Annotated in this window: 23 protein-coding genes and 1 pseudogene; 15 read left to right on the top strand and 9 right to left on the bottom strand. The window is 39.8% G+C overall.

The window, feature by feature from the left end; translation table 11 throughout:
- The first annotated feature begins 51 nt into the window (after positions 1-51).
- The 7 genes from ACP8HG_RS13300 to ACP8HG_RS13270 all read left to right on the top strand — a co-directional run bounded on the left by ACP8HG_RS13300 (position 52) and on the right by ACP8HG_RS13270 (position 10,745).
- The gene (locus ACP8HG_RS13300; RefSeq protein WP_255428501.1) at positions 52-1,224 is read left to right on the top strand and encodes a M20 family metallopeptidase; all 1,173 of its coding nucleotides are present in this window, start codon (positions 52-54) and stop codon (positions 1,222-1,224) included.
- Complete coding sequence (locus tag ACP8HG_RS13295; RefSeq protein WP_438296679.1) at positions 1,217-2,455, top strand: iron-containing alcohol dehydrogenase; 1,239 nt, start codon at positions 1,217-1,219, stop codon at positions 2,453-2,455. The genes ACP8HG_RS13300 and ACP8HG_RS13295 overlap by 8 nt, the downstream gene beginning before the upstream one ends.
- A 25-nt stretch (positions 2,456-2,480) precedes the next feature.
- Positions 2,481-3,965, top strand: coding sequence for an aldehyde dehydrogenase family protein (locus tag ACP8HG_RS13290; protein WP_438296677.1), 1,485 nt, complete (start codon positions 2,481-2,483; stop codon positions 3,963-3,965).
- Positions 3,966-4,056: 91 nt separating this feature from the next.
- On the top strand, positions 4,057-5,538 hold the full coding sequence (locus ACP8HG_RS13285; protein ID WP_438296675.1) for a sodium:solute symporter family protein: 1,482 nt from the start codon (positions 4,057-4,059) through the stop codon (positions 5,536-5,538).
- Positions 5,539-6,082: 544 nt separating this feature from the next.
- Positions 6,083-9,565 carry a right-handed parallel beta-helix repeat-containing protein gene (locus ACP8HG_RS13280; RefSeq protein WP_438296673.1) on the top strand — a complete coding sequence of 1,161 codons (3,483 nt, stop codon included), beginning with the start codon at positions 6,083-6,085 and terminating at the stop codon, positions 9,563-9,565.
- Between the two features lie 256 nt (positions 9,566-9,821).
- The gene (locus ACP8HG_RS13275; RefSeq protein WP_438296671.1) at positions 9,822-10,277 is read left to right on the top strand and encodes a DUF4274 domain-containing protein; all 456 of its coding nucleotides are present in this window, start codon (positions 9,822-9,824) and stop codon (positions 10,275-10,277) included.
- Positions 10,278-10,490: 213 nt separating this feature from the next.
- Entirely contained in the window at positions 10,491-10,745 is a 255-nt protein-coding gene (locus ACP8HG_RS13270; RefSeq protein WP_340740791.1) for a GlsB/YeaQ/YmgE family stress response membrane protein, read from the top strand.
- Between the two features lie 386 nt (positions 10,746-11,131).
- On the opposite strand, the gene ACP8HG_RS13265 is transcribed toward ACP8HG_RS13270, so the two are convergent.
- A complete protein-coding gene (locus tag ACP8HG_RS13265; RefSeq protein WP_342539053.1) occupies positions 11,132-11,800 on the bottom strand; it encodes a DNA alkylation repair protein in 669 nt (222 codons plus the stop codon).
- A gap of 731 nt (positions 11,801-12,531) precedes the next feature.
- Here ACP8HG_RS13265 and ACP8HG_RS13260 point away from each other — a divergent pair.
- The 3 genes from ACP8HG_RS13260 (at position 12,532) to ACP8HG_RS13250 (ending at position 15,183) form a co-directional block, all read left to right on the top strand.
- Positions 12,532-13,614, top strand: a complete 1,083-nt coding sequence (locus ACP8HG_RS13260; RefSeq protein WP_342539052.1) for an NAD/NADP octopine/nopaline dehydrogenase family protein — start codon at positions 12,532-12,534, stop codon at positions 13,612-13,614.
- A gap of 336 nt (positions 13,615-13,950) precedes the next feature.
- Complete coding sequence (locus tag ACP8HG_RS13255; protein WP_342539051.1) at positions 13,951-14,460, top strand: MepB family protein; 510 nt, start codon at positions 13,951-13,953, stop codon at positions 14,458-14,460.
- A gap of 66 nt (positions 14,461-14,526) precedes the next feature.
- The gene (locus ACP8HG_RS13250) at positions 14,527-15,183 is read left to right on the top strand and encodes a Type 1 glutamine amidotransferase-like domain-containing protein (protein ID WP_438296668.1); all 657 of its coding nucleotides are present in this window, start codon (positions 14,527-14,529) and stop codon (positions 15,181-15,183) included.
- 382 nt (positions 15,184-15,565) lie between these two features.
- Here ACP8HG_RS13250 and ACP8HG_RS13245 read toward each other — a convergent pair whose 3' ends face one another.
- The gene (locus ACP8HG_RS13245; protein WP_438296666.1) at positions 15,566-16,048 is read right to left on the bottom strand and encodes a sigma-70 family RNA polymerase sigma factor; all 483 of its coding nucleotides are present in this window, start codon (positions 16,046-16,048) and stop codon (positions 15,566-15,568) included.
- A gap of 195 nt (positions 16,049-16,243) precedes the next feature.
- On the opposite strand from ACP8HG_RS13245, the gene ACP8HG_RS13240 reads away from it, so the two are divergent.
- Entirely contained in the window at positions 16,244-16,801 is a 558-nt protein-coding gene (locus tag ACP8HG_RS13240; protein WP_399628976.1) for a competence protein ComK, read from the top strand.
- A 903-nt stretch (positions 16,802-17,704) separates the two neighbouring features.
- On the opposite strand, the gene ACP8HG_RS13235 is transcribed toward ACP8HG_RS13240, so the two are convergent.
- The 6 genes from ACP8HG_RS13235 to ACP8HG_RS13210 form a co-directional block, all read right to left on the bottom strand.
- Positions 17,705-18,493, bottom strand: a complete 789-nt coding sequence (locus ACP8HG_RS13235; RefSeq protein WP_399628973.1) for a helix-turn-helix domain-containing protein — start codon at positions 18,491-18,493, stop codon at positions 17,705-17,707.
- Between the two features lie 545 nt (positions 18,494-19,038).
- Positions 19,039-19,656: a peptidoglycan DD-metalloendopeptidase family protein gene (locus ACP8HG_RS13230; protein ID WP_438296663.1), complete on the bottom strand. Its 618-nt coding sequence runs from the start codon at positions 19,654-19,656 to the stop codon at positions 19,039-19,041.
- A 101-nt stretch (positions 19,657-19,757) separates the two neighbouring features.
- Positions 19,758-19,886 (bottom strand): YvrJ family protein, encoded by a 129-nt coding sequence (locus ACP8HG_RS13225; RefSeq protein WP_082786727.1) that lies wholly within the window; start codon positions 19,884-19,886, stop codon positions 19,758-19,760.
- Between the two features lie 77 nt (positions 19,887-19,963).
- Entirely contained in the window at positions 19,964-20,182 is a 219-nt protein-coding gene (locus ACP8HG_RS13220) for a DUF2922 domain-containing protein (protein ID WP_342539045.1), read from the bottom strand.
- 33 nt (positions 20,183-20,215) lie between these two features.
- Positions 20,216-20,437 carry a DUF1659 domain-containing protein gene (locus tag ACP8HG_RS13215; protein ID WP_067212838.1) on the bottom strand — a complete coding sequence of 74 codons (222 nt, stop codon included), beginning with the start codon at positions 20,435-20,437 and terminating at the stop codon, positions 20,216-20,218.
- A gap of 255 nt (positions 20,438-20,692) precedes the next feature.
- A complete protein-coding gene (locus ACP8HG_RS13210; RefSeq protein WP_438296661.1) occupies positions 20,693-20,872 on the bottom strand; it encodes a hypothetical protein in 180 nt (59 codons plus the stop codon).
- A 624-nt stretch (positions 20,873-21,496) separates the two neighbouring features.
- Here ACP8HG_RS13210 and ACP8HG_RS13205 point away from each other — a divergent pair.
- Positions 21,497-21,679 carry a hypothetical protein gene (locus tag ACP8HG_RS13205; protein ID WP_338655243.1) on the top strand — a complete coding sequence of 61 codons (183 nt, stop codon included), beginning with the start codon at positions 21,497-21,499 and terminating at the stop codon, positions 21,677-21,679.
- On the top strand, positions 21,672-23,099 hold the full coding sequence (locus ACP8HG_RS13200; RefSeq protein ID WP_438296659.1) for an amidase: 1,428 nt from the start codon (positions 21,672-21,674) through the stop codon (positions 23,097-23,099). Before ACP8HG_RS13205 ends, ACP8HG_RS13200 begins: the two co-directional genes overlap by 8 nt.
- A gap of 91 nt (positions 23,100-23,190) precedes the next feature.
- Here ACP8HG_RS13200 and ACP8HG_RS13195 read toward each other — a convergent pair.
- Positions 23,191-23,268, bottom strand: a pseudogene (locus ACP8HG_RS13195) (YvrJ family protein); the annotation flags it as partial.
- A 389-nt stretch (positions 23,269-23,657) separates the two neighbouring features.
- On the opposite strand from ACP8HG_RS13195, the gene ACP8HG_RS13190 reads away from it, so the two are divergent.
- Together ACP8HG_RS13190 and ACP8HG_RS13185 are read left to right on the top strand one after the other, a co-directional pair.
- A complete protein-coding gene (locus ACP8HG_RS13190; protein WP_438296657.1) occupies positions 23,658-24,128 on the top strand; it encodes a peptide-methionine (S)-S-oxide reductase in 471 nt (156 codons plus the stop codon).
- A gap of 691 nt (positions 24,129-24,819) precedes the next feature.
- Complete coding sequence (locus ACP8HG_RS13185) at positions 24,820-25,089, top strand: hypothetical protein (RefSeq protein ID WP_187045784.1); 270 nt, start codon at positions 24,820-24,822, stop codon at positions 25,087-25,089.
- The last annotated feature ends 60 nt before the right edge of the window (positions 25,090-25,149 follow it).

Below are 25,149 nucleotides of genomic sequence, written 5' to 3'. Positions count from 1 at the left end.
AAATAGACTAAAGAATCCCTTTTATCTGAACTTTCTGGAGGTGTACTCACATTGAATAGCAATAGAATGGTTGAGCTTTTGCAGAGGATGGTGAAGGTTAATACCGTTAATCCTCCAGGTGATGAGCAGGAGCTAGCCGAATTAATTTACGATTTCATTTCAGACCAAGGTTTGGAATGTCAGTTGCATCAGGTCGATGAAAATCGCTCAAATATTGTTGTAATTTTAAGAGGTAAAGATTCAACACTAAAAAAATTATATTTTAGTGGACACTTAGATACAGTACCAATCGGTGAACAGCCTTGGACAGTCAATCCGTTCGGTGCAGAAATAAAGGATGGACGAATCTATGGTAGGGGAACAACGGATATGAAAGGCGGAGTGGCTGCTCTTCTCGAAACGATGTTGATTTTGAAAGAAAGCCAGTTCCCTTTAGAACAAGATGTTATTTTCGTTGGAACAATTGGAGAAGAAGTTGATTGTCTTGGGGCCCGAACAGCAGTTGAAAGGGGTTTAATCGAAAATCCTGGAGCTATATTGATAGCTGAACCGAGTTCTTTGGACTTATACGAAGCTCATAAAGGTGCATTGTGGCTTGAAATTAGGACTTACGGGAAGACTGCACACGGCTCAATGCCCGAGGAAGGCATTAATGCGATTGATTCAATGATGTATATTCTGAACGAACTTCAAAAATTAAAATTAGATGATGTTGATGATTTATTGGGAATGATGAGTTCCAGTATAAATGTCATCAATGGGGGTGTTGCTACGAACGTAGTTCCGGATTATTGCACACTAAATTTAGATTTTCGTACCGTCACAGCTTCACAAAACCAGATAATCCTTAATAAGATTGAAGCGATTATAGCTAGCCTATCAGATGCAAATGTTGGATTCGAATCAGATTACGCGGTTCTTCAGAATCTTGAACCATTAACTAACGAAAATGAAAACGCTCTCATCAAAAAGCTCCGACGGACGAATCTAAAGAGCAAACAAAACCGAAGTGCAAAGTACTACACAGATGGTTCTGTATTTAGAAAGCATTTTGATGGTCCGATTTTGATTTGTGGAGCTGGTGACCCAACTTTGGCACATCAACCGGATGAATCAATTTCAATCGATGATTTAGAGAAATCTGTAGAGTTATATCTTCAGTTAGTAGATATTTACCAAGAAAATAATAAAACAATGGAAAAGGAGCTGCATTACAATGAGTGAATTTAACAATATGGAGTTTATGGCAAAAACAACACTTTATACTGGATCAGGGAGTCTTAAATTTTTGAAAGATGCAATCGCTAAATATGGTTGGGAAGGGAAGGTTCTATTTGTAACCGATAAAGGGATTGAGGGAGCTGGCATACTTAGAAAAGTTATCGATAGTCTTCCAGGTATTCAAGAAAAATCGATGACATTTAATGACGTAAAACCAAACCCTAGTGTAACTGCGACAAACGCTATCTATGAAAAGCATAAAGATGATGGCATTCAAAACATTATTGCAGTAGGCGGCGGAAGTGTTATTGACACAGCTAAAGCTTTGGCAGTTCTATTTACAAACGGTGGGTCCATTGACGACTATTTCGGCTTCGATCTTTACTCAAATGAGCCGTTACCAGTATTCGCAGTGGCTACGACAGTAGGGACAGGTAGTGAAGGTGGACATGCAAGTGTTATCACTGTGGATAATAGCGACTTAAAAACGAAAAAGCTTGTATTTGGAGAAGCTCTGTTCCCTAAAGCAGCGATTCTCGACGGTGAACTGCTAATCGGTATGCCAGGTTCACTTGTTTCATCAACTGGGATGGATGCTTTAACACATGCAATTGAAGGATATGTTTCCCGGAATGGTTCCATCGTGACGGATGCTCTAAACCTTCATGCAGTGAGAGTCATTGGTGAGGCAATTTTAGAAGCTTCCTCTGATACAACTAATATTTCAGCGATGAATCGGATGATTCAGGCAAGCACAACGACTGGAATTGGAATGTCAAATGGTGGACTTGGTCTTGTTCACGGGATTTCTCATGCCATCGGAGCACAATATGATGCACCTCACGGAATCGTAAACGCTATCCTGCTTCCTTATGTCCTAGAATACAACTGGATTGCAAACCCTAAGAAGTTCGCAGATATCGCTCAGGCACTACGAGTAAACACATGGGGAATATCTGTCGAAGATGCAGCAAAAGCTGGCGTGAAGAGAGTGAAGGAATTAACGAATGAAGTCGGAATTCCGACAAACCTGAGTGAGATTGGGGTAAGTGAGGATAGCATCGAGATTCTAACGGATATTGCATTCAACGATGAGCTATATATGGGAGCAAACCCACGTCGTGCTACAAGAAGAGATATTAAGGACATTTTGACGAAAGCAATTGGAACTAATCGCTCAAACGAACAACTAAATTCAGATAAAGAAAAAGTAGCAGTAGGCAGTGCGAACTGAAAAAATTAGAAAAGGGGAGATTCACTTGAATTCAGTACAAACTATACAGATTTCTCAAGTCGTATCGGATTTTCTGAAAGAAGAAAAAAAGCTATTTATAAATGGGGAATTTGTTTCGTCTTCGAATAACAAAACATTTCCAACGCTGAATCCTGCAAATAATGAAGTGTTGACGGAAGTACATGAAGCTTCGGATGAAGATATAGAAGATGCTGTTCATGCAGCAAGAGAAGCGTTTGAAAATGGTCCATGGTCAACGATGTCACCACTTGAACGTGGTGACCTACTTTATAAACTTGCTAACCTTATTGAAGAACATCAACAATATATTGCAGAAATTGATAGTTTGGATAATGGTAAACCAGTTTCAGAAGTCTTGGAAAATGATCTTCCAAATGCCATCGGACAATTTAAATACTTCAGTGGATGGGCAAGTAAGTTGGTTGGTCAACACATCCCAGTTAGTGGTAATTACTTGAATTATACTCGCCATGAACCAGTTGGTGTTGTTGGACAAATCATCCCTTGGAATTTCCCTTTCATGATGGCTGCTTGGAAACTCGCACCTGCCCTTGCCACGGGTTGCACAGTAATCTTAAAACCAGCAGAGCAGACTCCATTGTCAGCACTTTACTTGGCGAAATTAGTTCAAGAAGCTGGATTTCCTAAAGGTGTGATAAACATTGTAAATGGACATGGTGAAACGACAGGAACTGCTCTTGTGAAGCACCCATTGGTTAATAAAATCGCATTCACAGGTTCTACAGTAGTAGGAAAGATTATTATGAAGGAAGCAGCCAATACGATGAAGCGAGTTACTCTTGAACTTGGAGGAAAATCACCGAACATTATATTGGAAGATGCCAATGTAGAAAAGGCTGCGAAAGGTGTATTTGCTGGAATTATGTACAATCAAGGCGAAGTATGTAGTGCTGGATCAAGAGCTTATGTTCACTCAAGCATTTATGATGAGTTTGTGGAAAAACTAGTCAATCTTACGAAGGAAGTAAAGCTTGGAAGTGGATTGCAATCTGGCGTTACTATGGGATCCCTTGTTTCGCAAGAACAAAAGGACCGGGTAATGGATTACATTGAAGTTGGAAAGTCGGAAGGGGCTAAGCTCGTTTGTGGGGGAGGAGCTTCAGAGCAAGGATGTTTTGTAGAACCAACAATTTTCGCAGACGTCGAAGATGATATGAGAGTTTCTAGGGAAGAAATATTCGGACCAGTGTTAGTCATCTCAAAATACGATACAGAACGCGAAGCTGTCGAGCGTGCCAATGATTCTGCATTTGGGCTAGGAGCGGGGATTTGGACAGAAAATATTACGAAAGCACATAACATCGCAAATAAGCTGAAATCCGGATCTGTTTGGATTAATTGCTACAATGCTACTGACCCGGCATCTCCTTTCGGTGGATTTAAAAATTCAGGTTTCGGTAGAGAAATGGGTTCATATGCATTAGAAAATTATACTGAAGTCAAAAGTATATGGGTTAGTTTGGATTGAAATTAATAAAAGACTTGTAACTACAGCCTTAAAAGCTAGTGAAATTTCTTTTTACTAGCTTTTTTTTTACAAAATAATAGGGGTGAGAGCAATGGTTGTGAAATATATAATGGTTTTCCTGTTATTGGGTGTCCTCATTATGGTCTCTCTCGGTACTCTACGGAAAATGAAAAGCTACCAAGATTATAATCTAGCAGGCAGGAACACGGGGCTTTTTGCACTTACCGCAACATTAGTAGCAGCAGAATTTAACACGGCCACGTTAATAGGGGGTGCTTCGGTAGCTTTCCTATTTGGAACAGTTGGGTTGTGGTATACTTCTTTAATATTCATCGTAGTATTTCTAGTTTATGCTTTTACTGTATCTAAGAAGTACAGAAGACTGAACATTTCGACTATACCGCAGTATTTTGATAAGCGTTTTAAGAATGAAAAAGGAAGCGAAGTTATTCGTTTTCTAAGTGCGATAATTACATTGTTTTATACTTGGTTAGCGCCAGCTTCCTATTTAGCTGGTCTTACTGTAATCGGAAGCGTACTATTAGGTGTAAATCCTATAATTTTCTCCGTAGTTCTTGTCGTAATTTGTTTATTGCTGAGTGTTACGGGTGGACTTATGACTGCAATTGGAATTGATGTTGTTGCTTTCATTCTCATTCTAATAGGCATACCAGCAATTTTGTTTATTGGTTATAATGCAGCTGGAGGATTCGGCAACTTATCACAAGTATTTGAGCCTAAATTGCTCTCTTTGGCTCCTGTGTGGGACACTGATGTTAATTTTGCAACTGCAATGACCTGGGGCCTGCAAATTACCTTCCTTTATATCGCTGCGCCCTGGTATGGGCAACGGATTTTCTCAGCTAAGAGTGAAAGTGTAGCTTATAAAGCAATGTTGCTAAACACTTTCTTCATTGTCGCTCTTTATGGAATAGTTGTACTTGCAACTATGCTTTCAAAAGTCGTATTCCCAAATCTCGCTTATCCGGAGCAAGCCCTACCTCACCTGATTAACGAATATGCGAATCCGTTTCTGCAAGGTTTCCTACTTGTAACTCTCTTGATGGTGGGAATTAGTACAATGGTTGCTGTCTGGAATTCAGCAGTATCAATTATTGTAAACGATATTGTGAGTCGATATTGGGCAAAAAATAAGGGTGATAGGTATATGATCCGTATTTCACGACTCTTCCTTTTCTTACTCGCCATTTCAACATTAGCCTTAGGCATTATGTTTATAGGAAATATCCAGCACTCACTTCTATTCCTATCTACATTTACAGGCATGGTGGCAATTCCGATATTGATGTCCCTATATTGGAAGAAATACAATAGCGTTGGAGCAATATCATCAATGACTGTAGGATTAATATATTGCACCTTGGGCATATTACTTAATTTCCCGATGCATTACATCAGCCCAATCGGTGTGGTACTAGCGGTAATTGCCGGGGGTATAGCTACACTTACGACAGCAAATGACTCAAGATACAGATCGAACAATGAAGAGTTTTTCGAGATAGTAGATAGTAAAGAAAAGATAGTAGAAGATGTACAACATGTCACCGAATAGCGGTTATGCAGTGTGAAATTGAGGGGAATAAACTAAATAGCGGAACGATTGTTTGAAATTCTTAAGTGAAAAGCGATGCCTGTGCACCGCATAATTTAGATACTGGTCAGACAATTAGAGAAGTAAATAAAAGGAGTGCTCTGGCCGAAACATGGCTGGAGTTTTTTTATTTTCGATTCAATTTTCACCACCTTTTGTTGTGTTGGCGATGTAGTGTCAGGTACCTGTTAAAAATGCTATTTTGATAATTCACTACAGTCACATATTTATAAGTCTTCGATTAGGTATTTACTATAATATCTAATCTTTTTTTGCATTTTTATTCAATTGTGCGATTCGTTTGTTGTTTTTTCTTACACAGGTACCGATTTTAAAGGGTACCTTAAAATTTTGCTATCTACTCTTGTTCACAAGCAGTTCTTTACTCTGTCCGTAGGCTTACTAGTATACTTAACTGATGATGGAACTCCCGCGTATAATTGTGTGTAGAAAAATACAAAGTATAGAAATCAATTGAATTAACTAATAGAAAGTGGGAAGATACGTGGCAATTATTCAAGTGTCTCAGCGTGAAGGATCCAACTACAAAACCATTCAGGTTGCAGTAGAGGCAGCTCTACCAGGAGATACAGTGGAAGTTGATGAAGGTGTTTATGATGAACATGTGACAATCGATAAGCTGCTCGTTCTTCGAAGTTCAGAAGGTGAAGTGAGCTCAGTTCGTCTAACAGGAAGTGTTCGTATCGCGACAACGGAAGAAGTGCGTATCGAATCGATCAGTATTGGAGGAGGCACTGGTCCAGTGGATTATGGTTTACATATCGAATCAGGAGATGTAACGCTTCACCACTGTCTTTTCTCTGAGATTCAAGGAGTTGCAATGCGAGTTGATGCAGCTGCAAAAGTATCCGCAGAGCATTCGATCTTTCAAAAAAACATACAAGGGATTGAGGTATTAGGGCGTTTGGCTTTGTTCGAATGCATAGTAGAAGACACGATCAAGTCTGCACAAATTAGTGTGCGCGGGGGAGGAGAAGTAGCGGTAACGAATTCCGGAATTTTAAGTGGGCAAGAAGAAGGCCTTTGCTTGTGTGAAACGAGTCGAGCAACAATCACCAGAAGTTCATTCATCGGAAATCGCGGGGTTCAACTTCGTTTGGAACAAGACAGTTCTATGGACGTAGAAAGTACGAATTTTTATTTTGGACATGTCCAAGGAATCTATTGTGATCAATCTAAGGGTGTTCTGAAAAACTGTGTCTTTAAAAACCAGAGTTTGGAGCATGTAGCATTTACGAATGGATCCCATATCGAAGTCGAGACAAGTACGTTTGAAAATGGTGAGGCTGAAGGAATGCACGTCAATGGTTCATCAGTTGAGCTATCCGACTCACAGTTTAAAAACCAAAAAGGAGACCAAATTTCCTGTAACGAACAAAGCAAACTTGCGATTACAAAAACCCAGATCCTTTCGGGTGAGTCTAGAGGAATTGTCTCCGAAAATTCCACGTGTACACTTATCGAATCTGAAGTGAAGTACAATCTGATGACGCAACTCTCTGCGTTTACTCAAAGCGTGTTCACGATTCTGGGTTGTGAAATTGAGAGTGGAACCAATAAAGGAGTTTACGTGACAAGTAGTCAAGTGACTATTTCGGATTCTCTTATTAGCCATCATAGTGGTGTACAGATTTTTGCTTCTGAACAATCGGAAGTACTTCTGTCGAATACCGCAGTAAAGAGTGGGGATAGTGCAGGGATTACTGTGAAAGAATCCGAGTTGACGGCGGCCAATTGCATCATCTTCGGTCATAAGGGATCGAACGTTTTACTCAGTGCTGCGGCTAAAGCAGAAATTACCGATTGTAAAATATCGAGTGGCGATAAGAACGGCATACTTGCAGGTCCTGAAGTAGTTATTTCAGTAGAACGGTCAATTTTGTTCAATCATAAAAGGCCACAAATAAGAGCAACGGAATCTGCAGAAGTCTTTATAACGGAGTGTGAAATCTATGACGGTAAATCGTCAGGAATCGTCTTGAGTCAGGTGGAGCGTACTGAAGTTACGGTAACTCGAGTACATGGTCATCGTGATGATCAAATCATCTTGCAAGATTGTTCGGATGCTGTATTCACTGGGGTGCAAGTGATGAATGGAAAGAAGGCTGGGCTGAGACTCGAGCGTTCGGTTCCGGTTCTTAACGACTGTTCTTTTGAGAACAACCAAGCAGGAGATTTAGTCCGCTTTGATGACAGTGTTCCTGTGCTCACTGATACGGACTTGCAGGTTCCACCAATCAATAGTAAATTAGGCGGCAGTGCTGGACATTCCTCTACTGTAGATTCATCACCTCCTGATCAGGTGGATGTTTTCATGAATGGTTTGAACGGGTTTATTGGACTGGAAGATGTGAAAAACAAAATCCAGGAGTTTAAAAACGTAAGCGACATTAATCAATTCAAATTAGAGCGTGGAATGAAAGCTAATCCGATGGTAGCGCCTCATATGGTCTTTCAAGGTAATCCGGGTACTGGTAAAACGACAGTCGCTCGGCTTATAGGAAAGATTTTTAAGGAACTAGGTTTATTAAAGACAGGCCACGTAACTGAAGTGAAGCGGGAAGATCTCGTTGGAACGCATGTTGGTGAATCAGAAGAACGAACGAAAGTAATTATTAAGGAAGCTATGGGTGGCGTCCTCTTTATAGACGAAGCGTATACGCTTGCAGCAGGGGGCAAATCTAGTAATGATTTCGGTAAAAAAGTAATTGAAACGTTGCTTCCTGCAATGGAAAATTCTCGCGGTGAATTCATTGTCATCGTGGCAGGCTATACCGAAGAAATGAGCCGTTTCCTAGCGTCTAATCCGGGATTGAAAGATCGTTTTACTGAAAAGATTCACTTTCAAGACTATACACCAGATGAGTTGCTTCAAATCTTCTTAAGCCAGTGTGAAGGAAGCTATGTGCTTACTCCTGCTGCCAAACAAGCAGTTTATGAGGAGTTCGTGGAACGTTATCGTATGCGCGATGAAACATTTAGTAACGCTCGAATGGCACGAATACTATACGATCAAATCGGGCTTGCTCAGTCGATGAGAATTGCGAAACTTCCGCGTGAAGAGTGGACGGAAAAGGTATTGACGACGTTTGAAGAACAAGACGTTGTACAAGCGGTACAAGAGCGTGGCGTGAAGACGTACGAAGTTCCAATCGATGAAGTACTACTCGCCCATAAACGTGCAGAACTCCATCAGTTTATCGGCCTTGGTTCTGTGAAGGCCGAAATAGATAAAATGATTGAATTAATGAGATACTACAAACGAGAAAATCATTCTACAGAGAAATTGATGAACCACACGCTGTTGATTGGTAAACCAGGGACAGGTAAAACCGAGGTCGGTCGTGTGCTCGCTGGTATTTATCAAGCGCTTGGATTATTAGAACGAGGCGATCTGATTGAAGTAGATCGCAGCGATTTAGTCGGTAGTCATATTGGTGAAACGGAGAAGCTGACAGCCGGGCTGATTGAACGAGCGATGGGTAGTGCGTTGTTTATTGATGAAGCGTACACACTTGCGAGTGGTGGAGAGAATGACTTCGGGAAAAAAGCAGTGGACGTGTTGCTGAAAAAAATGTCCGATCGACAAGGAGAGTTCCTATTAATTGCCGCTGGGTACGAAAAAGAAATGAATCGTTTCTTAGACAGCAACCCCGGACTCCGTCGACGTTTCGGACTAACGCTCCATTTTGAAGATTATACACCAAAGGAATTAATGGAGATTACCGACCTCTATAGTAAAGGGTACGGCATAACAGATGAAGCAAAGAGTGCATTAATTCGTCACTATGAAGAGATTTATGCGCGTAGAGATAGTCATTTCGGAAATGCCGGTCTTGCTAAAAAAATAGCGAAAGAAATGACGCGTAAAGTCGATTATCGAATGGCTGTGGCGACCAATAAACAAAATAGGCTTGCGCTCGAAAAAGAAATTACGAAGGATGATTTAGTTTTGTTGGAGAGTTGAATTAATTTCAGGCGCATATGGTTTGCCCCCTATATATCGGACGCAGTTAAATACTAGCTTTGAGGTAACAAGTGCGCTTCCAAGTGTTTTTTACCACCGAATGATAGTAAGCGTCAAATAACGCCCACCTGTTTAACAGGTGGGCGTTAGCGTATTATTTAGGTATTCTTTCTGACGCAACAATAGAACTCTGGGAAAGAAAGCTAAAGCAATTGGAAAATTAGATTTCTAAAAGCATAGTGGGAGGGAAAATATCATGGATAAGAAAGATATTAATTTTCTTGAAGAGTTGCTATATAATACGGATAAAAATAATTTAATCAGTCAGTTAAGCAAGGTAGATAACCCACTAATACTCCATTTTTTTGTAGCAAATTATAATTGGAATAGTGGATTTGATGTACCAACAGTTATTTTAGAAAATGAGGCTTGTGATTTAGGGACGAGTTTACTAATGTTTCATTATGCAGACGGCTACAGTTTGTTAGATAATTCAGATGAATTTTCAAGTTCTTCATTAGAGAAATGGAAAGATTTCTTGAATAAGATTTATAACAAACTTATAAAATTAGAATTTAAATCGCAGAATACTTTCTTTGACCCTGGTTTAACAAAAATTCAAAAGTATAAGTTGAAAAAAAATAACCCAAACCTTCCTGATATACTTATTAGTAAATCCCCAGGCGAAATGGTTGATATTCCTAAAATATAATGTGGTTGCTTAAAAACCTTGATTGGCAAAGTGTCTTTCAAGGTTTTTCTGTGTGATAGGCATGGGGAAACGCTGGTCCACTACAGGCTTGGCAGTAGGAACTGTTAGCAGAAAGCAAGGTTGATTTTTTCCTCATTAATGTTTGAAGGGATGTAATAAAGGTTAAAGAAGACTATAGCGAAATATTAAACTACAAAATAGGAGATGGACAGTATGAGTTTCATTTGGTTTTTAATAATTGGCGGGATTATCGGTTGGCTTGCAGGTATGATTTTGGGAAAAGATATCCCAGGTGGAATTATTGGTAATATTATCGCAGGTATTATCGGTGCATGGATTGGTGGTATGCTTCTTGGAAGTTGGGGGCCTAAAATTTCTGATTTCTACATCATCCCTGCTTTCATTGGAGCAATTATACTTGTGTTCATTGTAAGCTTAATTATGAGATCAATGCGTAAAGTTTCGTAATGGTAAATAGACCTTTCAGTTTATTTCTATACGGTTAAGTGAATCATGTGTAAGCGACAATTAATCGTGACTGTGTATATAATAAAAAGCGGCCTTCCACGATCTAATCTGTGGAGGACCGCTTTTTACTCATTACAATCTCCTATAAAAGTTAGTGTCAGGTGCCCAATAGCCTTGCATGGCAGTAAATAAAAGTAATTAAAACCTTTATAAGTATAGTAATCTATATGATTATACAATAAAATGCTCCTTCTGTAGAATAGATACTGACAACTAAATCAGTTCCCTACACTACAAATGAAGGAGCATTTCATATGAAAAGTGTAGATGGAAAAACGATGCCTGTGCACCGCACAATTAAACTCTAATGAACTTTTCAGAGGTAACTAATTTTTATGTCGTTTATTAACTTCAATTGTAATGAACTCCGGCAAATAGCTGGGAGTACATCCTTTTGCTACTACTTCATCTTTGTAAAGACCCGTTTTCTCACCAAGTTTAATACAACGCGCACGATTCTTTTCATCATAAACGCCTATCCAACCTGCGGTGAAATTCATAGCCCATTGAACTTCCGGTTCTTCCTGCGTAATAGTAGCATCTAATGCAGATAGCAAGTCTTCGGTGTTATCCGGCGGTGTTTGTCCAGTCCATCTCAATCGACCTTGATAATACCAGAAAGCTCGCCTTTGAAGAGAAGAAGGACTATTTTCCCATGACTCCATCAATGCAATTTTCTTTTTGTCTTTGGTGAGCTGATTAGCCATTAACCAATCCATTAAGTTATTTCGCTCATCAAAAGTGTGAGTCTGCATATCCTTATCAAGCTTATTTAGCACATCTTGTGAAAGAAGTTTTTTATCCATAATTAAGATTGCTAATAGTCTGGGCAAAAACTCTTCGGTTGACCAAAGTTCCATAGCTAGTTCGTGATCTTTTTTAATGTCCTTCGCGATTTTTCGTAAGTCGCCTAGCTTAGTTTTACAATTGATCTGAGGTAGAATATTTTCTGCTTTTGAAGAGCGTTTTATTTCTGTACCTTTATTTTTAATCATTTTATACAACTCCTTTATTAAAGTACTGTTTCATAATATGTCCTTGAGGGGATATATGAAGAACTTAATTGTGCCTCCAAAGGTTACCTTTTTTTAATGTTTTAGCATATATCGTATTAAAAAGCGATGCCTGTGCACCACACAATTCAGACACTAGTCAGACAGTTTAAGAAGTGAATGAAAGGAGTCCTCTGGGGGAAACATGGCTGGAGGTTTTTTATTTTCAATCCAATTTTCCACCACCTTTTGTTGTGTTGGCCATGTAATCGAACTTTTTGACTGCCGCAACTGCATAAATTTTGAATGGGTTTGGTTTTGAACTTCAAGCCCTAGTAGCAATAATCAGGTGTGGACTAGGTATTTACTGCAATATCTAATTTCATTTGAGTTTTTATGCAATTGCATGAATTGTTCGTTGTTGTTTGTTGCACCAAATTTCAAATAGAAATTGCGAAAGGCGATCATTCATGAAGAATGATCGCCTTTTTCTGATAACCTTTGACAGCATCAGAGTGCATTTTATTGGAAGTTAAGCATAACATTAATCAGTTTGTTCTGTCAATGGTGAATTAATTTTAGGTACCGATTTTTAACTTTCGCACGTCTTCTTATTTTTGGAATAAATGAAAAATAATAAAAACAGTGGTATAGTAATAGTTAAGGAGGAAACTTCTGGGAAATAAACATTTGAAGAGTTGCATAGAATTGATCAAATTACTGGGGGGATTTTTATGAGAATCACAGTTGTAGGAGCAGGACATGGTGGAACAACAATCGCTGCTGATTTGAAACGTAAGGGTCATCTAGTCACTTTGTTAAAGACTTCAAAGAGTTTGCATAACGAAAATTTTGATTACTTAACGAATAATAAAGGTCAAATCACCATTGTGGATGGCAAGGAAGAAAATACAGTATATCTAGATGTAGTGACGACGGATGTTGAGGCGGCAATCAAAAATGCTGAAATAATTATTGTTTATGTACAAACGAATTACCATGAACAAGTTATTAAACGTATATTACCTTTCATGAATGAAGACCAAATCGTGTTGCTGGAGCCGGGCTATTTATCGACAGCTTATTTCTTGAAACATGAAAAGAAAAAGCGCTTTACAATTGTTGAAGCACAAAGTTCACCAATTGACTGTAGAATTATTGAACCTGGTAAAGTGAAGATATTGTTTAAAAATGTTAGGAATCCGATTGCGATCTATACGGAAAAAGATAAAGCAGTTATTCAAGAAAAGTTAAATACGCTACACTATCATTTTGTTTACCTCGAATCAGTCATCGAAGCTGCTCTCCACAACCCCAATTTAATTGTCCATACGATCGGAGGAATTATGAGTATTCCTCGAATTGAATATACTGAAGGCGACTATTGGATGTACAAAGAAGTGTTCACACCCCACGTCTGGAATATGGTAGAAAGCCTCGATAAAGAAAAAATGGATGTGCTGGAGAAAGTAGGATTGGAACGATTGTCTTACGTGGAAGCCTGCAAATTCCGTAACTTTGAAAACCAAACAATTGATGCGAAAGAAGCTTTTTTAACATATGCTAAAAACAGTTCACCAGAAGGTCCATTTGTAGCGGATTCAAGATTTATAACAGAAGACGTTCCCGAAGGTCTCGTATTGCTGGAATCTTTGGGGCTGATGTTAGACGTCGAAACGCCTACATGCACAGGTTTAATTAACATCGCGTCTGCTGCTCTTGCTACGGATTTTAGAGAGAATGCGAGGACTGTCGAATTACTTGGTAAAGAAAACTTGGAGAAGATAATCGGTACTCTTGCTGTTTCAGTAGATTGAAAAGCGATGCCTGTGCACCAAAGGAGTCCTCTGGCCGAAACATGGCTGGAGTTTTTTTATTTTAAATCCAATTTTCCGCCACCTTTTGTTGTGTTGGCGATGTAATCGAACTTTTTTTCTGGGTTCGGTGTTGCACTTCAAGTCCTAGCAGAACTACTACAAACTCCTGAAAAAATAGTTTCAGTGCTCAATGATTACGGTCTCATATTTTCTAGATGATTAATGTGAAAAACATACATTATTGATATACTTGTTGTACTAATTTAACTGATTTTCAATAAGAACTGTATTCAACAAACGGACCGCCGTTTAGGTAAAGGTTTTGGGAGTGAAGAAATGAACAACTTTTATACAGCATTAACCTATGTAAGTAAAATCATTTATGGGCCCAATCACTTAACTGTAAAGTCGATACAAGAAGAAAAGCAAAATTCCAAGTATGGTGCGGGTACATTTGAATTATCTTCTAGAACAGTTCGATTCAGAGTTGCGAATAGTACGCCTGCCAAAGTAGGGCAGTTTGTTGCATTTTGGGAAAAAGATGAAAACAATAAAAATCAAGCCTATTCATATGCAAAAGCACCGGATTTGTTAGTGATTACTACCTTTAAAAATGAAAATGAATTCGGGCAATTTATTTTTCCGAAAGAAATTCTTTTCAAGCAGAACATTCTCAGGTCCAGTTCAACAACGGGGAAAATGGCAATAAGAATTTATCCTAGCTGGGATAGTCCAACAAGTAAACAAGCGATGAAAACTCAAGAATGGCAGTTACCCTATTTTGTTGATATGAGTAACTCGAATAACTTAGCTATAGAGAAAATACTAGAACTATATTCTTTGTAATTCTTTGCAATCAAAATGTGTAACGCAGTAAATTAATGTTATTTATACTTTGCTACGGGGGTACTTATGAAAACTCACTATTATTTAGGTTGGTTTAGCAATTTTTTCCCAGAGAATCTGGGTAGGGTGTTACAGGAAGATATAGCTGATAGAAAATCGCTTGCTATGATTAGTTCGAATCCATCTATTCATGAAGATGATGGTGCTACAGAACGCTCGTGGCTTGACCAGGCTGACATTATGTTTGATGAATATCATTTAATCAATTATCGCGTACAGAAGGAAGACGCCCAAACGATAATTCAAAATGCTTCAGTGATTTTCTTGTTGGGTGGGAATATTCTTAATCAAAATCGTTTTTTGACGGACTATGAATTATCGGATTCGATTAAAAAAAGCAACGCTGTTGTGATGGGAGCAAGCGCTGGAGCAATCAACATGTCCGCTAAATGGTTATGCTCGAAAAACTTTGGAGATGAAGTTGAAATGAGCTCTGTTTACGACGGAATCGGTCTTGACAATTTTTCCGTCCTGTCTCATTTTGATCTTGAAAATAACATGTCGCTGGTTCAAAGCGAACTATCTCCCTTATCGGAAGAAATGAATATTTATGCGTCTAACAAGGATTGCGCTCTACGTATAAAGGGAGACAAAATCGATATTTTTGGCAATGTATACTTAATTTCTCACTCAGAGATTAAGAAATTGGATGAGACGTTCTAGTTGAAAAGCGATGTCTGTGCACCAAAGGAGTCCTCTGGCCGAAATATGGCTGGAGGTTTTTTAAAATCCAATTTCCCACCACCCGCTGTTGTGTTGGCGATGTAATCGAACTTATTTCTGGGTTCGGTGTTGCACTTCAAGTCCTAGCAGCACTGTAACGATATTGAATCTTTACTGCAAAATGTATGGAGTCGAGTTATCTGTTCTAATTTCATATCCGGGATTGAAGCATTAACACTTCAATCCCGGATAAATTGGGAAGCCGTTTTCCAAATGAAACAGCAGCCCCTCGAGTCGCTTCAGTTTTGCCGAAAAGGCAAAGAGCGCCTTTCTCGTCAAGCCTTCCAGCGCTTTTCTGGGCTAAACGGCGCCTTGCGCTTTTCTAGGTTAATGCACGTTTCAATTTCGTTAGCGATCGGTATCTTCGTTTCCTAACCCCTTCAACCGTAATTCCAATTCGTTCAGCACATTCTGTAAGCGTATACCCTTCGATGAATAGCCATTGCACAAGTTCCCGCTCGGCGGGGGATAACACGTCTAGTGCATCCGCAAGTCTATTTAGCGCTTCATGCTGGTCAGCGATTTCCGGCACCATTATATACGCCAAGGACTCGTCTTCCATCAACGTGATATTCTTTTCAAATACGTTTTCCTTTTTTAATTCATCGAGCATGCCACCTCGTATGCTTCGATAAGCAAATGGCGTGAAACTCCCTTTCGCTTCGTCAAAGCGGCTCCATGCTTGCCATAATGCGACTCTTCCTGCCTGCCTGAAACTGTCATGGTTGCGGTGAATATTCAATTTGCGAATAGATGCAGAAATCATCGGTTCATACTGCTCCAAAACATCTTCAAAAGTCATCATTTGTGCGGCCTTCCAGACCGTGCACGGTGCTTTGTATTCCCGGGTGACTACATCGTAGTGCATTTGAAATAGGGAATCCAATGGGCGTTCATGACGTTTGGCGCATCATACGTGATGAATGGGTAGCGAAAAGTGATATTTGACACATAGAAATTACAATATTCATCATATTTGGATAAAAGGGCTTGAATATTTATGGGTAAATGGTATCATACATTTATAACTGGTTTAAAGGAGGATGTTCATTTGCGAATGTGTGATTCTTTTTTAATTAATCGAACAGTATTGGCAGTTAAAGCATTTTTCATGGGGGAAAATAAAAGTGAAATTATTACAACACGTGGTATTTATTACTCGGTGTTAACACCGCTGGAACTACTTAATAAGGCGTGCATTAATTATTCTTCAACTTGGCAGGGACGTACAGATGTTGCTACGGATTTGTTGAATTATTCAAAGAAACCGCCGTTCATTATAGAACCTAACAAAATTGGTGTATTTCCGACAAAATCATCAAAAAGTCCGGATTGTGTCTTTATTTTTAATCATCACATCAGCGTTCACGAAGTGGCGAAAGGCCAATCAGTGATAACGTTTATGGCAGGGATTTCCGTAACCGTAAAAGTCTCAAAAAACACCATACTAAAGCAATATCAACGCCTCCACACTCTGATGAGCGTAAGCAACTTGAGGCATCAGGAAAAGGAGTTATATGATAGGGAAAATGGTTTCGATGATAGAATTGTATGGTGATTGGTGAGGATCCATCATTTTGGTAGTTATGCGTGCTGTTAGTTAGTCAATTCATTACAATTGCATACTTATGAACTGGAGAATAGGTATGTATCTATTCTCTTTTATTTTTTTAACAATGGATTGAACGGTCATCACCCGTGGATCCAACAAAAGCCGGGAGTTGTCCAATCAACTTGGCCAAGTGTCCAACGAAAGCCTCGAAGTGTCCAACCAACAGGGAGGTTTCCAACAAACTCTTCGAAGTGTCCAACAAAAGCTCGGGGCTGTCCAACTAACATGGCCAAGTGTCTAACGAAAGTCGTAAAGTGTCCAACCAAGAGGGAAGTGTCCAACGAACCCATCGAAGCGTCCAACAAAAGCTCGGGGCTGTCCAACGAACATGGCCAAGTGTCCAACGAAAGCCTCAAAGTGTCCAACCAAGAGGGGGGGTTCCAACGAACTCTGCGAAGTGTCCAACGAAAGCTTTGGGTTGTCCAACGAACATGGCCAAGTGTCTAACGAAAGCCGCAAAGTGTCCAACTAAGAGGGAGGTTACCAACGAACTTTTCGAAGTGTCCAACGAAAGCCTGAAAGTTGTCCAACCAACTCGGCCAAGTGTCCAACAAAAGCCCGTAGATGCCAACTATCCGCATCCTGCTCTAACCAATCTCCTCAGATTTTCGACGGGCTATGATTTTGTTAGAGAAGTTGACAGCAACGTAGAGAAAACTCGTTTTCGACTAGTATTTTTCTTTAAGTACTTGTCAGATGTTGGGAGACAATTAGTCGCCAGTTGCTCGTCTGCCAATGTGCTTGTTAACGTCTCATCTAACCCTCGCCAAACTTCGTATTTGGCAAAGGTTATGGGACTATTTTATGCTGCTAATCGGTCTGTTGGAAACGCGAATCTAGTACTTTTTTTCATCGGCAGAAAAACCCCTCAACTGGCACGTCATAATCCATGAAAGCCTCGCTGAATAAAGCCTTGCCGATGAGTTCGCGCAAGACGCCAGAATAATAACCGGGCAGATTCCGAACTTTTTTCTGTTTGGTTGTTTGAACCGCAATACGAAGGGCATGCATGGCTAATTGCTCGAACAGTTCTCCTTTGTCTTCGTGAATACTAAATTTCAGCATTTGCAGGGACTGTTTCCGGTAGACGCCGTAAAAATTACGTGCTAATTTACTTTCTCCGATTGTTGAAGAAAGAAGAGATTTCATTTTACCGAAAAGTGTAGTAGGCACAATTTCCGTAGGAGACGTTCTTTTAAGGTCTTTAGGTTTTATCGCTTTAGAAAGAGAAGCTTCGGTTTGTAGATTAGCGGGTTCAACCTTACCGCTAGAAGGCTTTTCGTCATTCTCTGGGGTGTTCAATTTCGACTGGTCATTAGTAGGTTTAATGACGTAAATGTTTGCGCCTAGACCGCTCATGACAGGGCGAATATAGTGAATCCTTTCGATGATTTCTAGCTTTTCTAATTTGCGGATGGCGCGTCGAACAGTTGCATTGGATTTCTTGATGGCCTTTTCGATTGTTTCGTGTTTCAAGTGTGCAGCGCCATATTTAACAGAGTAGCGACGGATCATATCAAGAACAGCCCGCTCTGTTTGATTCATGTCGTTCCAGTGCGTGAGTACATGTTGCCTAGTCGCTGCGTCTAAATCGTGTTTGTTTGTGAAGTGTGCGTATTCTGTTAGGTAAGTTGTCATAAAGAATATCCCCTTTATTCTTTATATAGAAGGGAATTGAGGTTTAGGGGACAATGTTGTGAAAAAAGTTTTTGTGATTTTTTTCCGATGATGGCTAGCGCATTAGAAAAAAATAATCCAGTGAGAGAGAAGGGAGCATACTAACGCGTTGCGGAAACAGCATAGTAGGAGTAAGAAGATATCAATAAAAATGGTATGACAGCGTTATTATTGCTTCTTTTTTCTTAGTACGCAGTTGGACCAAACGGGGTAGTAAAGATACTTCAAAAGTTTTTTTAGGTAAGTTGTGCGTGAAGGTATTCAGAATATACAAGGAAGTCTCCAACAAAGACCGGCAACTGTCCAACCAACTTCGCAAAGTCTCCAACCAACTCGGAAAAGTGTCCAACAAACTCTTCGAAGTGTCCAACGAAAGCCTAGAGTTGTCTAACGAACTCGGCCAAGAGTCCAACGAAAACCTCAAAGAGTCCAACAAACTAGTCCTAGACTCACTCGAAAAAGCCCAATTGCTCATAAAAATGAGCAATTGGGCTTTTTCATACTTATTATACCTCGGCACCAATGACCACATTATCTTTCGCCACTTTAGCAAGTGCAGCTGTCGTCAACTTCCCTGGAATTCCGTCTACAACAAGTCCAAAAGCCTTTTGAAACGACTGAACCGCGGACTTTGTAGCAGGCCCGTTTAGTCCATCCACAGTAATCTTGTAACCTACTTTGAAGAGCAAGCTTTGTATTTTTTTTACTTCATGATCCACAACATAATATAACGGATCAACCGCATTCGTAAACTTGTTGTTCCAACGACCAATGTGGACCTCGAAATGAAGATGGATCCCTGTACTTTTTCCAGTCGTACCTTTCACGCCGATACGTTCGCCCTGTTTGACAATCTGCCCGACTTTCACACTGATAGAATGTAGATGTGCATACACGGTTTCAAACGTCTTTCCGCCGATTGCGTGGACAATCATAACCGTGTTGCCATAACCATTTGTAGACTTAGAAAAAGTAACTTTCCCAGCAGCTGCTGCAACGATCGTATTGTTTGAAGAAGTATTTCCGTAATCCACACCCCAATGCATCGTTCGCAAATGCGTAATCGGATGGATGCGGTAACCGAAAGGAGACGTGACACGACCCTCGCATGGTTTAATAAACATTAATTCCCTCCTTTCTCCAAATTAAGTTCAACTAGTACCCAGCAACGCAACGCGAGCGAGTAGTCCTACTGAAATTTCCATTGATGGGAGATGATTAAAGTTCACTGCATTTTTAATGAAACCAACACATCATGAATCGCAACGAGTTTTGTTTCGAGCCGGTGCAAAAGATAGAATGATACGAATATCGGGAAACCGACTTCCTGTATGAGACTCATCCATTGTTCCATCTCGTTTCCTCCTCTCTAAATACATAAAAAAAACCGGTCCCCAGTCCGAAAACTGGTGAACCGGTCGTTGCTGCTTGTTAGCCGTTTACAAGTTCTGTTACATTGCGCTCTATAACCCGAGCGCTAACAACTGTTGCGAGTGGAGCGCCGTTTACTTCGAATACATTCGCAGCGATGATCTCCTGCATCACCGCTTCGATGCTTTGCGGCGTCAAATCTGCGCGGGGTTCATCCACCGTCAAACTCACCCTTTTCCCGCTTGCTGTGTTGAAGTTCAATTGTAGTGTTTTAGCCATTTTTTATCCCTCCTTTTCCTATTACTTTATTGGTTAGTCAATCAAACTCGATGTTTCCACGAGATCCGCTCCGATGAACAACAATGTTGAGAGCCGACCAAGTTGCTCCAGCGCTTTGTACAAGTCTTCAGCTGGTGCATTTTCTTTGATATAGCGGTACGTCTTCGATTTACGGATAATCTTTCCGTCCTCTGTCAAACCACCGTCGAAGAGAACGCGGCCCGCCGCGTGTTGAAATTCGATTGTTGCAGCCATGTAATCACCTCCTTTCACCCTCTATATAGAGTGATAGGGAAGGAAAGGGGACATTGTTTGTAAGTATTTTTACAGCTATGCAACGCTAGTGGGTACCGATTTTTTAGGAATGAAAAAGAACTCTATACTTAGAGTCCCTTTTCTTTCACCGGTTTACCTCAACGTATATTCAATTCAACCACAATTTTTTGTGCCATTTTACCATTATGCAGCTTTCCGAACACAGTACGCACAGGTAAATTGTAACCGATTTTTTTAGCTTCTCCATTGGTGACAGGGGGAGTCTTTAACGCTCCATTCCACTTCAATATGGTATTCATCGGGAAGTTGTTGTCCCATCTCGTCGTCGAAGAAAATGCCCACCCCAGGTTCAACCTTTACATCCATAACTTTACCGACTGCCATTAATCCTTGTTGATTCACATATGCCAACATGATATCTCCACAGAACTGCCTTGCAGGTTACGCGGCCCGTTTTCATAACCATAAATGGCTACTACATTTCTGTTGAACATTTTCTCGTAGGACCCCTGGATGATGCTTTTCGTTCGTGTTGAAAATCCAGTGTCTTTTCCATGTGCTCGAGGAGACAACAGAATCGGGAGTATCTTGGAGGCCCTTAATTTCCAACGGAGGATAATTTGAATGCAATTTATGATTTAACTTTTGATTTTATCTTTTTATAATATACTCAAACGTAGCATCGAATAGAAAGGTAGCTTTAGCCAGAGTTAACCGAAGAAAAATACAATTATAGGATACGGAAAATGAGTCTCAGCCATATGAGTAGGTCAATGGCTGAGTATTTTTATGTTTTCATTTCTATCCGAGAATCATAGTGCTAATACAGTTAATAATTTGAATAATTTGATATCCGAATTGGTTTAATGTACACTATATTTGCTATGTGAAATTTTGATTATATGTTGGTGGTGATAGTTTTCTAGTTGAAGATCTTTTTGTTCGTTGTTGAACTGTAGGTATTCGTTCTAATTTTTGCGTTTAATTTTGTACCGATTGTAATAGTTTTAATAAAATACTAATTGGAGTGATTTATTAATGACAGTGTCAATTCGGGAACTATTTGCTGCAAAAGGGTTGGAAATACCAGAAGGTGACTACAAAGTGGTGGAGTCACGGTGGGAAGCGATTGAAAAACTGAAAGAACAACTAACAGATCTGCCACTAGAAAGCTATGACATTTCATTACGCAATATTGCAGGAGGTGACCAAGTTGAGTAAAGATCTCATCTCTCTTTCAATAGAAGAATTGGCACCACTTATTGAGAAAAAGGAAGTTTCTCCGGTTGAACTGACAGACGCAGTATTGAATCAAGCTGATGCGCTAAATGACAAGAACAATGCATATATCACCATTACACACGAAAGTGCGAAAGAGTCTGCTAAAAAAGCAGAGAGCGAGATTGCTAACGGAAATTACCGCGGCAAGCTTCACGGGATTCCGATGGGTATTAAAGATAATATTTACTTCAAAGATGAAGTGACGACGATGGCATCGAAAATCCACAGTGATTTCGTTTCGGATTACGATGCGACTGTCATCGAAAACCTTAGAGAGTCCGGTGTCATTTTTACCGGTAAGCTTAATATGCACGAATATGCTTGGGGCATCACCAATAATAACCCCCACTTCGGTCCGGCGCGTAATCCATGGGATTTGGATAAGATTCCAGGGGGATCGAGCGGAGGCTCGGGAGTGGCAATCGCCTCCAATATGAGTATTGGGACGTTAGGGACAGATACTGCCGGTTCAATTCGAATTCCATCATCGGCTTGTGGTATTGTCGGACTGAAACCGACTCATGGATTGGTGAGTAAATATGGATGTTGGCCGCTTGCCTGGTCTCTGGATCATATTGGTCCGATGACGAAGACAGTGGCGGATGCGGCGGCAATGCTCGAAGTGCTCGCGGGGTATGATAGCAAAGATCCGACTTCCGTAAATGTCCCGACGATGAAATACACAGAAAAGTTAACGGGGGATGTCAAGGATTTGGTTATCGGTGTCAATGAGGATTATTTCTTCAAGGATGTCGATTCAAATGTGGAGAAATTGGTGCGTGAAGGCATCCAGGCATTGGTCGACCAAGGGGCCAAAGTGGAGGTCGTATCCATCCCTTCATTGAAATATGCCGAGTATGCGGAATTGATCACTTCATTATCTGAAGCAAGTACGATCCATCATAAGAACTTGCAAAAACGCCCGAATGACTTTGGAGAGGATATCAGGTATCTATTTGAACTTGGTGAAATCCCTTCTGCAGTTGACTATTTACAAGCTCAACAAATCAGAAGGATGATTAAACTCGACTTCCAAAAAGCGTTTGAAAAAGTGGATGTGCTTATCTCACCGACATTGCCATTGATCGTACCGAATATTGGCGATGACACAGTTGCGATTAACGGTAATAATGTTGATCTGATAGAAAATATTATTAGATTCACAGGTCCCGGCAACTTGACGGGCCTTCCAGCACTAACAATTCCATGTGGATTGGTCGGAGGAATGCCAGCTGGGATGCAAATTATGGGACCAGCATTCAGGGAGGATCTCGTCTTGAATGTCGCCTATGCATTTGAGAAGACAAATCCATTAAAAGGTGCCCGTCCTCAATCGCTTGTAGCGGCAACTAGTAAGTAATTTATGACGATAAGACATGTGCGCATGTCTTATCTTTTTTTGTTGCGCATATACCTGTGAATGTTTTTTAAAATTCATTTCATTTTCGATGTTAGTAAACATTATGTATCGCAACAAGTTTAGTTTCAAGCTGATGCAAAAGATAGATTGATACGAATATCGGGAAACCTAGTTCCTATATGAGACTCATCCATTGTTCCATCCCGTTTCTTCCTCTTTTTACATATGAAAAAAAGGTCCCCAGTTCGAAAACTGGTGAACCGCAAATGTTTTCTTCATTGATTAAAATATAGAATTGTAAATGGACTTGATACAATTCACCCTGACATTTGGGAAGGTGCGTTAAAGTCTGCTAAAAGGGTAGAAGAGAAGTATGGTGAAGAAAATGTGGGTCCTTATGATGATTTTGAATGGGGAATGCTAAACGGTAAACTTTCTGCACTTAGGTGGTTACTTGGTGATGAATGGGATATGTTGGATACATGAAAAAGTTCCAGGTAAGCTAAGCTTGAAGAAATTTAGAATGTACATTTTGATTTTAAGGAGAGGAGAGTCAATATGGAAGTAGTATATTTTGCAGGTGGATGTTTATGGGGAGTACAAGCTTTTATAAAAACGTTACCTGGAGTTACGTTTACAGAAGCAGGAAGAGCTAATGGAACAAGTCATACACTTGAGGGTGATTATGATGGGTACGCCGAATGTGTAAAAACAAAATTTGATCCGACAGTTGTAACAATCAGGGAATTAATGGGGTATTTATTTGAAATCATTGATCCATACAGTTTGAATAAACAAGGACAGGATATTGGCGAGAAATACAGAACAGGAGTGTATAGTGAAAAGCCTGAACACTTAAAAGAGGCAAAGGCGTTTCTTAGTGAGAGAAATGATTATGACCTCATAGTTGTCGAAGTATTGCCTCTTACAAACTATGTGAGAAGTGCAGAAGAACATCAAGATAGGTTAGCTAGATGTCCAAATGATTATTGTCATATTCCAGAAGAACTATTAAGTAGGTATAAGTAAGGTAGAATATTAATTTCAGGTACTGTGGCGACATTCTGAATACTCGCTACGATTATATATTTATAAGGCGTGGATTAGGTATTTACTACAATATCTAATCTTTTTTTGCGTGTTTATACAATTTCGCGAATTGTTTTTTGTTACACAGGTGCCGATCGAGTATGTTGTGTACAGATTACCCTTCGCTACAAAAAAAGAACCCTTTATGGATCCATGACGTCTTTTGCTTAGACTAACGATGCTTTCATCCTCTATATAGACAAACCATTCGAAAAAGGATACAACGTGATGAAATTTACTTTTTCTTCACGCTGGTAATGATACGACCATAAGAACGAACCACTTCTACCACGTTTTTTATCAGCGATTGCCGCAAGACTTACCATTGGTGCCAATGGGGGAATGTCAAGAAAGTGTGAATTTACAACGTTAAGGGTTTTGAAAGATAAAAAAGTTTAATCCCCTATAATTTTTATGCAATTATGTGAATTATACATTGTTGTTTGTTACACCCACACAATTAGTAGGCAAATATAAGCAATAACTATTTATTTATTCTGAATTTATGATACTATAGACTTATAAGAAGCGCGTGCATTAGTTTCTGAAATATGTCCGAGTAATTCAACATAAGGCTAACTTGCTGCACTTGAATATGGTGTTTATTAAAATAGGAAGTGGGGTTATATGGATGAAGAGAGCTTTTATTATATTGGGTAACAATAAAGACACACAGGAATTGATTGATAATCTGAGAAAGAGGGATAGTGGGACGATTACGATCGTTGATGAAGAACTTGGGAATGGGCTATCTAGAAGAGGTGATCTTACCTATGTGAATTGGACTTATATAGAAAGCGTCAAGGACATGAATCTCCCATTCGTCTATTACCACCACATACCACCAACGCATCGTAGGGATGGACGAAAATGGAGACGGAGTTTAAGTAGTGTAGGGTGAATTTCGGATACCTGCGCGAAACCATTCCGACTACTCACTACGATTACATATTTATGACCG

This window comes from Sporosarcina sp. FA15, assembly GCF_051550195.1.
Taxonomy (GTDB): Bacteria; Bacillota; Bacilli; order Bacillales_A; family Planococcaceae; genus Sporosarcina; species Sporosarcina psychrophila.
Note: the sequence above shows the minus strand (reverse complement) of the source record. Positions and strands in the feature narration are given on the sequence as shown.

Coding starts and splice junctions, on each gene's coding strand:
- ACP8HG_RS13295 (WP_438296679.1), top strand. CDS start 1,217: ATGAGTGAATTTAACAATATGGAGTTTATGGCAAAAACAACACTTTAT.
- ACP8HG_RS13285 (WP_438296675.1), top strand. CDS start 4,057: ATGGTTGTGAAATATATAATGGTTTTCCTGTTATTGGGTGTCCTCATT.
- ACP8HG_RS13275 (WP_438296671.1), top strand. CDS start 9,822: ATGGATAAGAAAGATATTAATTTTCTTGAAGAGTTGCTATATAATACG.
- ACP8HG_RS13270 (WP_340740791.1), top strand. CDS start 10,491: ATGAGTTTCATTTGGTTTTTAATAATTGGCGGGATTATCGGTTGGCTT.
- ACP8HG_RS13265 (WP_342539053.1), bottom strand. CDS start 11,800: ATGATTAAAAATAAAGGTACAGAAATAAAACGCTCTTCAAAAGCAGAA.
- ACP8HG_RS13260 (WP_342539052.1), top strand. CDS start 12,532: ATGAGAATCACAGTTGTAGGAGCAGGACATGGTGGAACAACAATCGCT.
- ACP8HG_RS13255 (WP_342539051.1), top strand. CDS start 13,951: ATGAACAACTTTTATACAGCATTAACCTATGTAAGTAAAATCATTTAT.
- ACP8HG_RS13250 (WP_438296668.1), top strand. CDS start 14,527: ATGAAAACTCACTATTATTTAGGTTGGTTTAGCAATTTTTTCCCAGAG.
- ACP8HG_RS13245 (WP_438296666.1), bottom strand. CDS start 16,048: ATGATGACTTTTGAAGATGTTTTGGAGCAGTATGAACCGATGATTTCT.
- ACP8HG_RS13240 (WP_399628976.1), top strand. CDS start 16,244: ATGGGTAAATGGTATCATACATTTATAACTGGTTTAAAGGAGGATGTT.
- ACP8HG_RS13235 (WP_399628973.1), bottom strand. CDS start 18,493: ATGACAACTTACCTAACAGAATACGCACACTTCACAAACAAACACGAT.
- ACP8HG_RS13230 (WP_438296663.1), bottom strand. CDS start 19,656: ATGTTTATTAAACCATGCGAGGGTCGTGTCACGTCTCCTTTCGGTTAC.
- ACP8HG_RS13225 (WP_082786727.1), bottom strand. CDS start 19,886: ATGGAACAATGGATGAGTCTCATACAGGAAGTCGGTTTCCCGATATTC.
- ACP8HG_RS13220 (WP_342539045.1), bottom strand. CDS start 20,182: ATGGCTAAAACACTACAATTGAACTTCAACACAGCAAGCGGGAAAAGG.
- ACP8HG_RS13215 (WP_067212838.1), bottom strand. CDS start 20,437: ATGGCTGCAACAATCGAATTTCAACACGCGGCGGGCCGCGTTCTCTTC.
- ACP8HG_RS13210 (WP_438296661.1), bottom strand. CDS start 20,872: ATGTTGGCATATGTGAATCAACAAGGATTAATGGCAGTCGGTAAAGTT.
- ACP8HG_RS13205 (WP_338655243.1), top strand. CDS start 21,497: ATGACAGTGTCAATTCGGGAACTATTTGCTGCAAAAGGGTTGGAAATA.
- ACP8HG_RS13190 (WP_438296657.1), top strand. CDS start 23,658: ATGGAAGTAGTATATTTTGCAGGTGGATGTTTATGGGGAGTACAAGCT.
- ACP8HG_RS13185 (WP_187045784.1), top strand. CDS start 24,820: ATGAAGAGAGCTTTTATTATATTGGGTAACAATAAAGACACACAGGAA.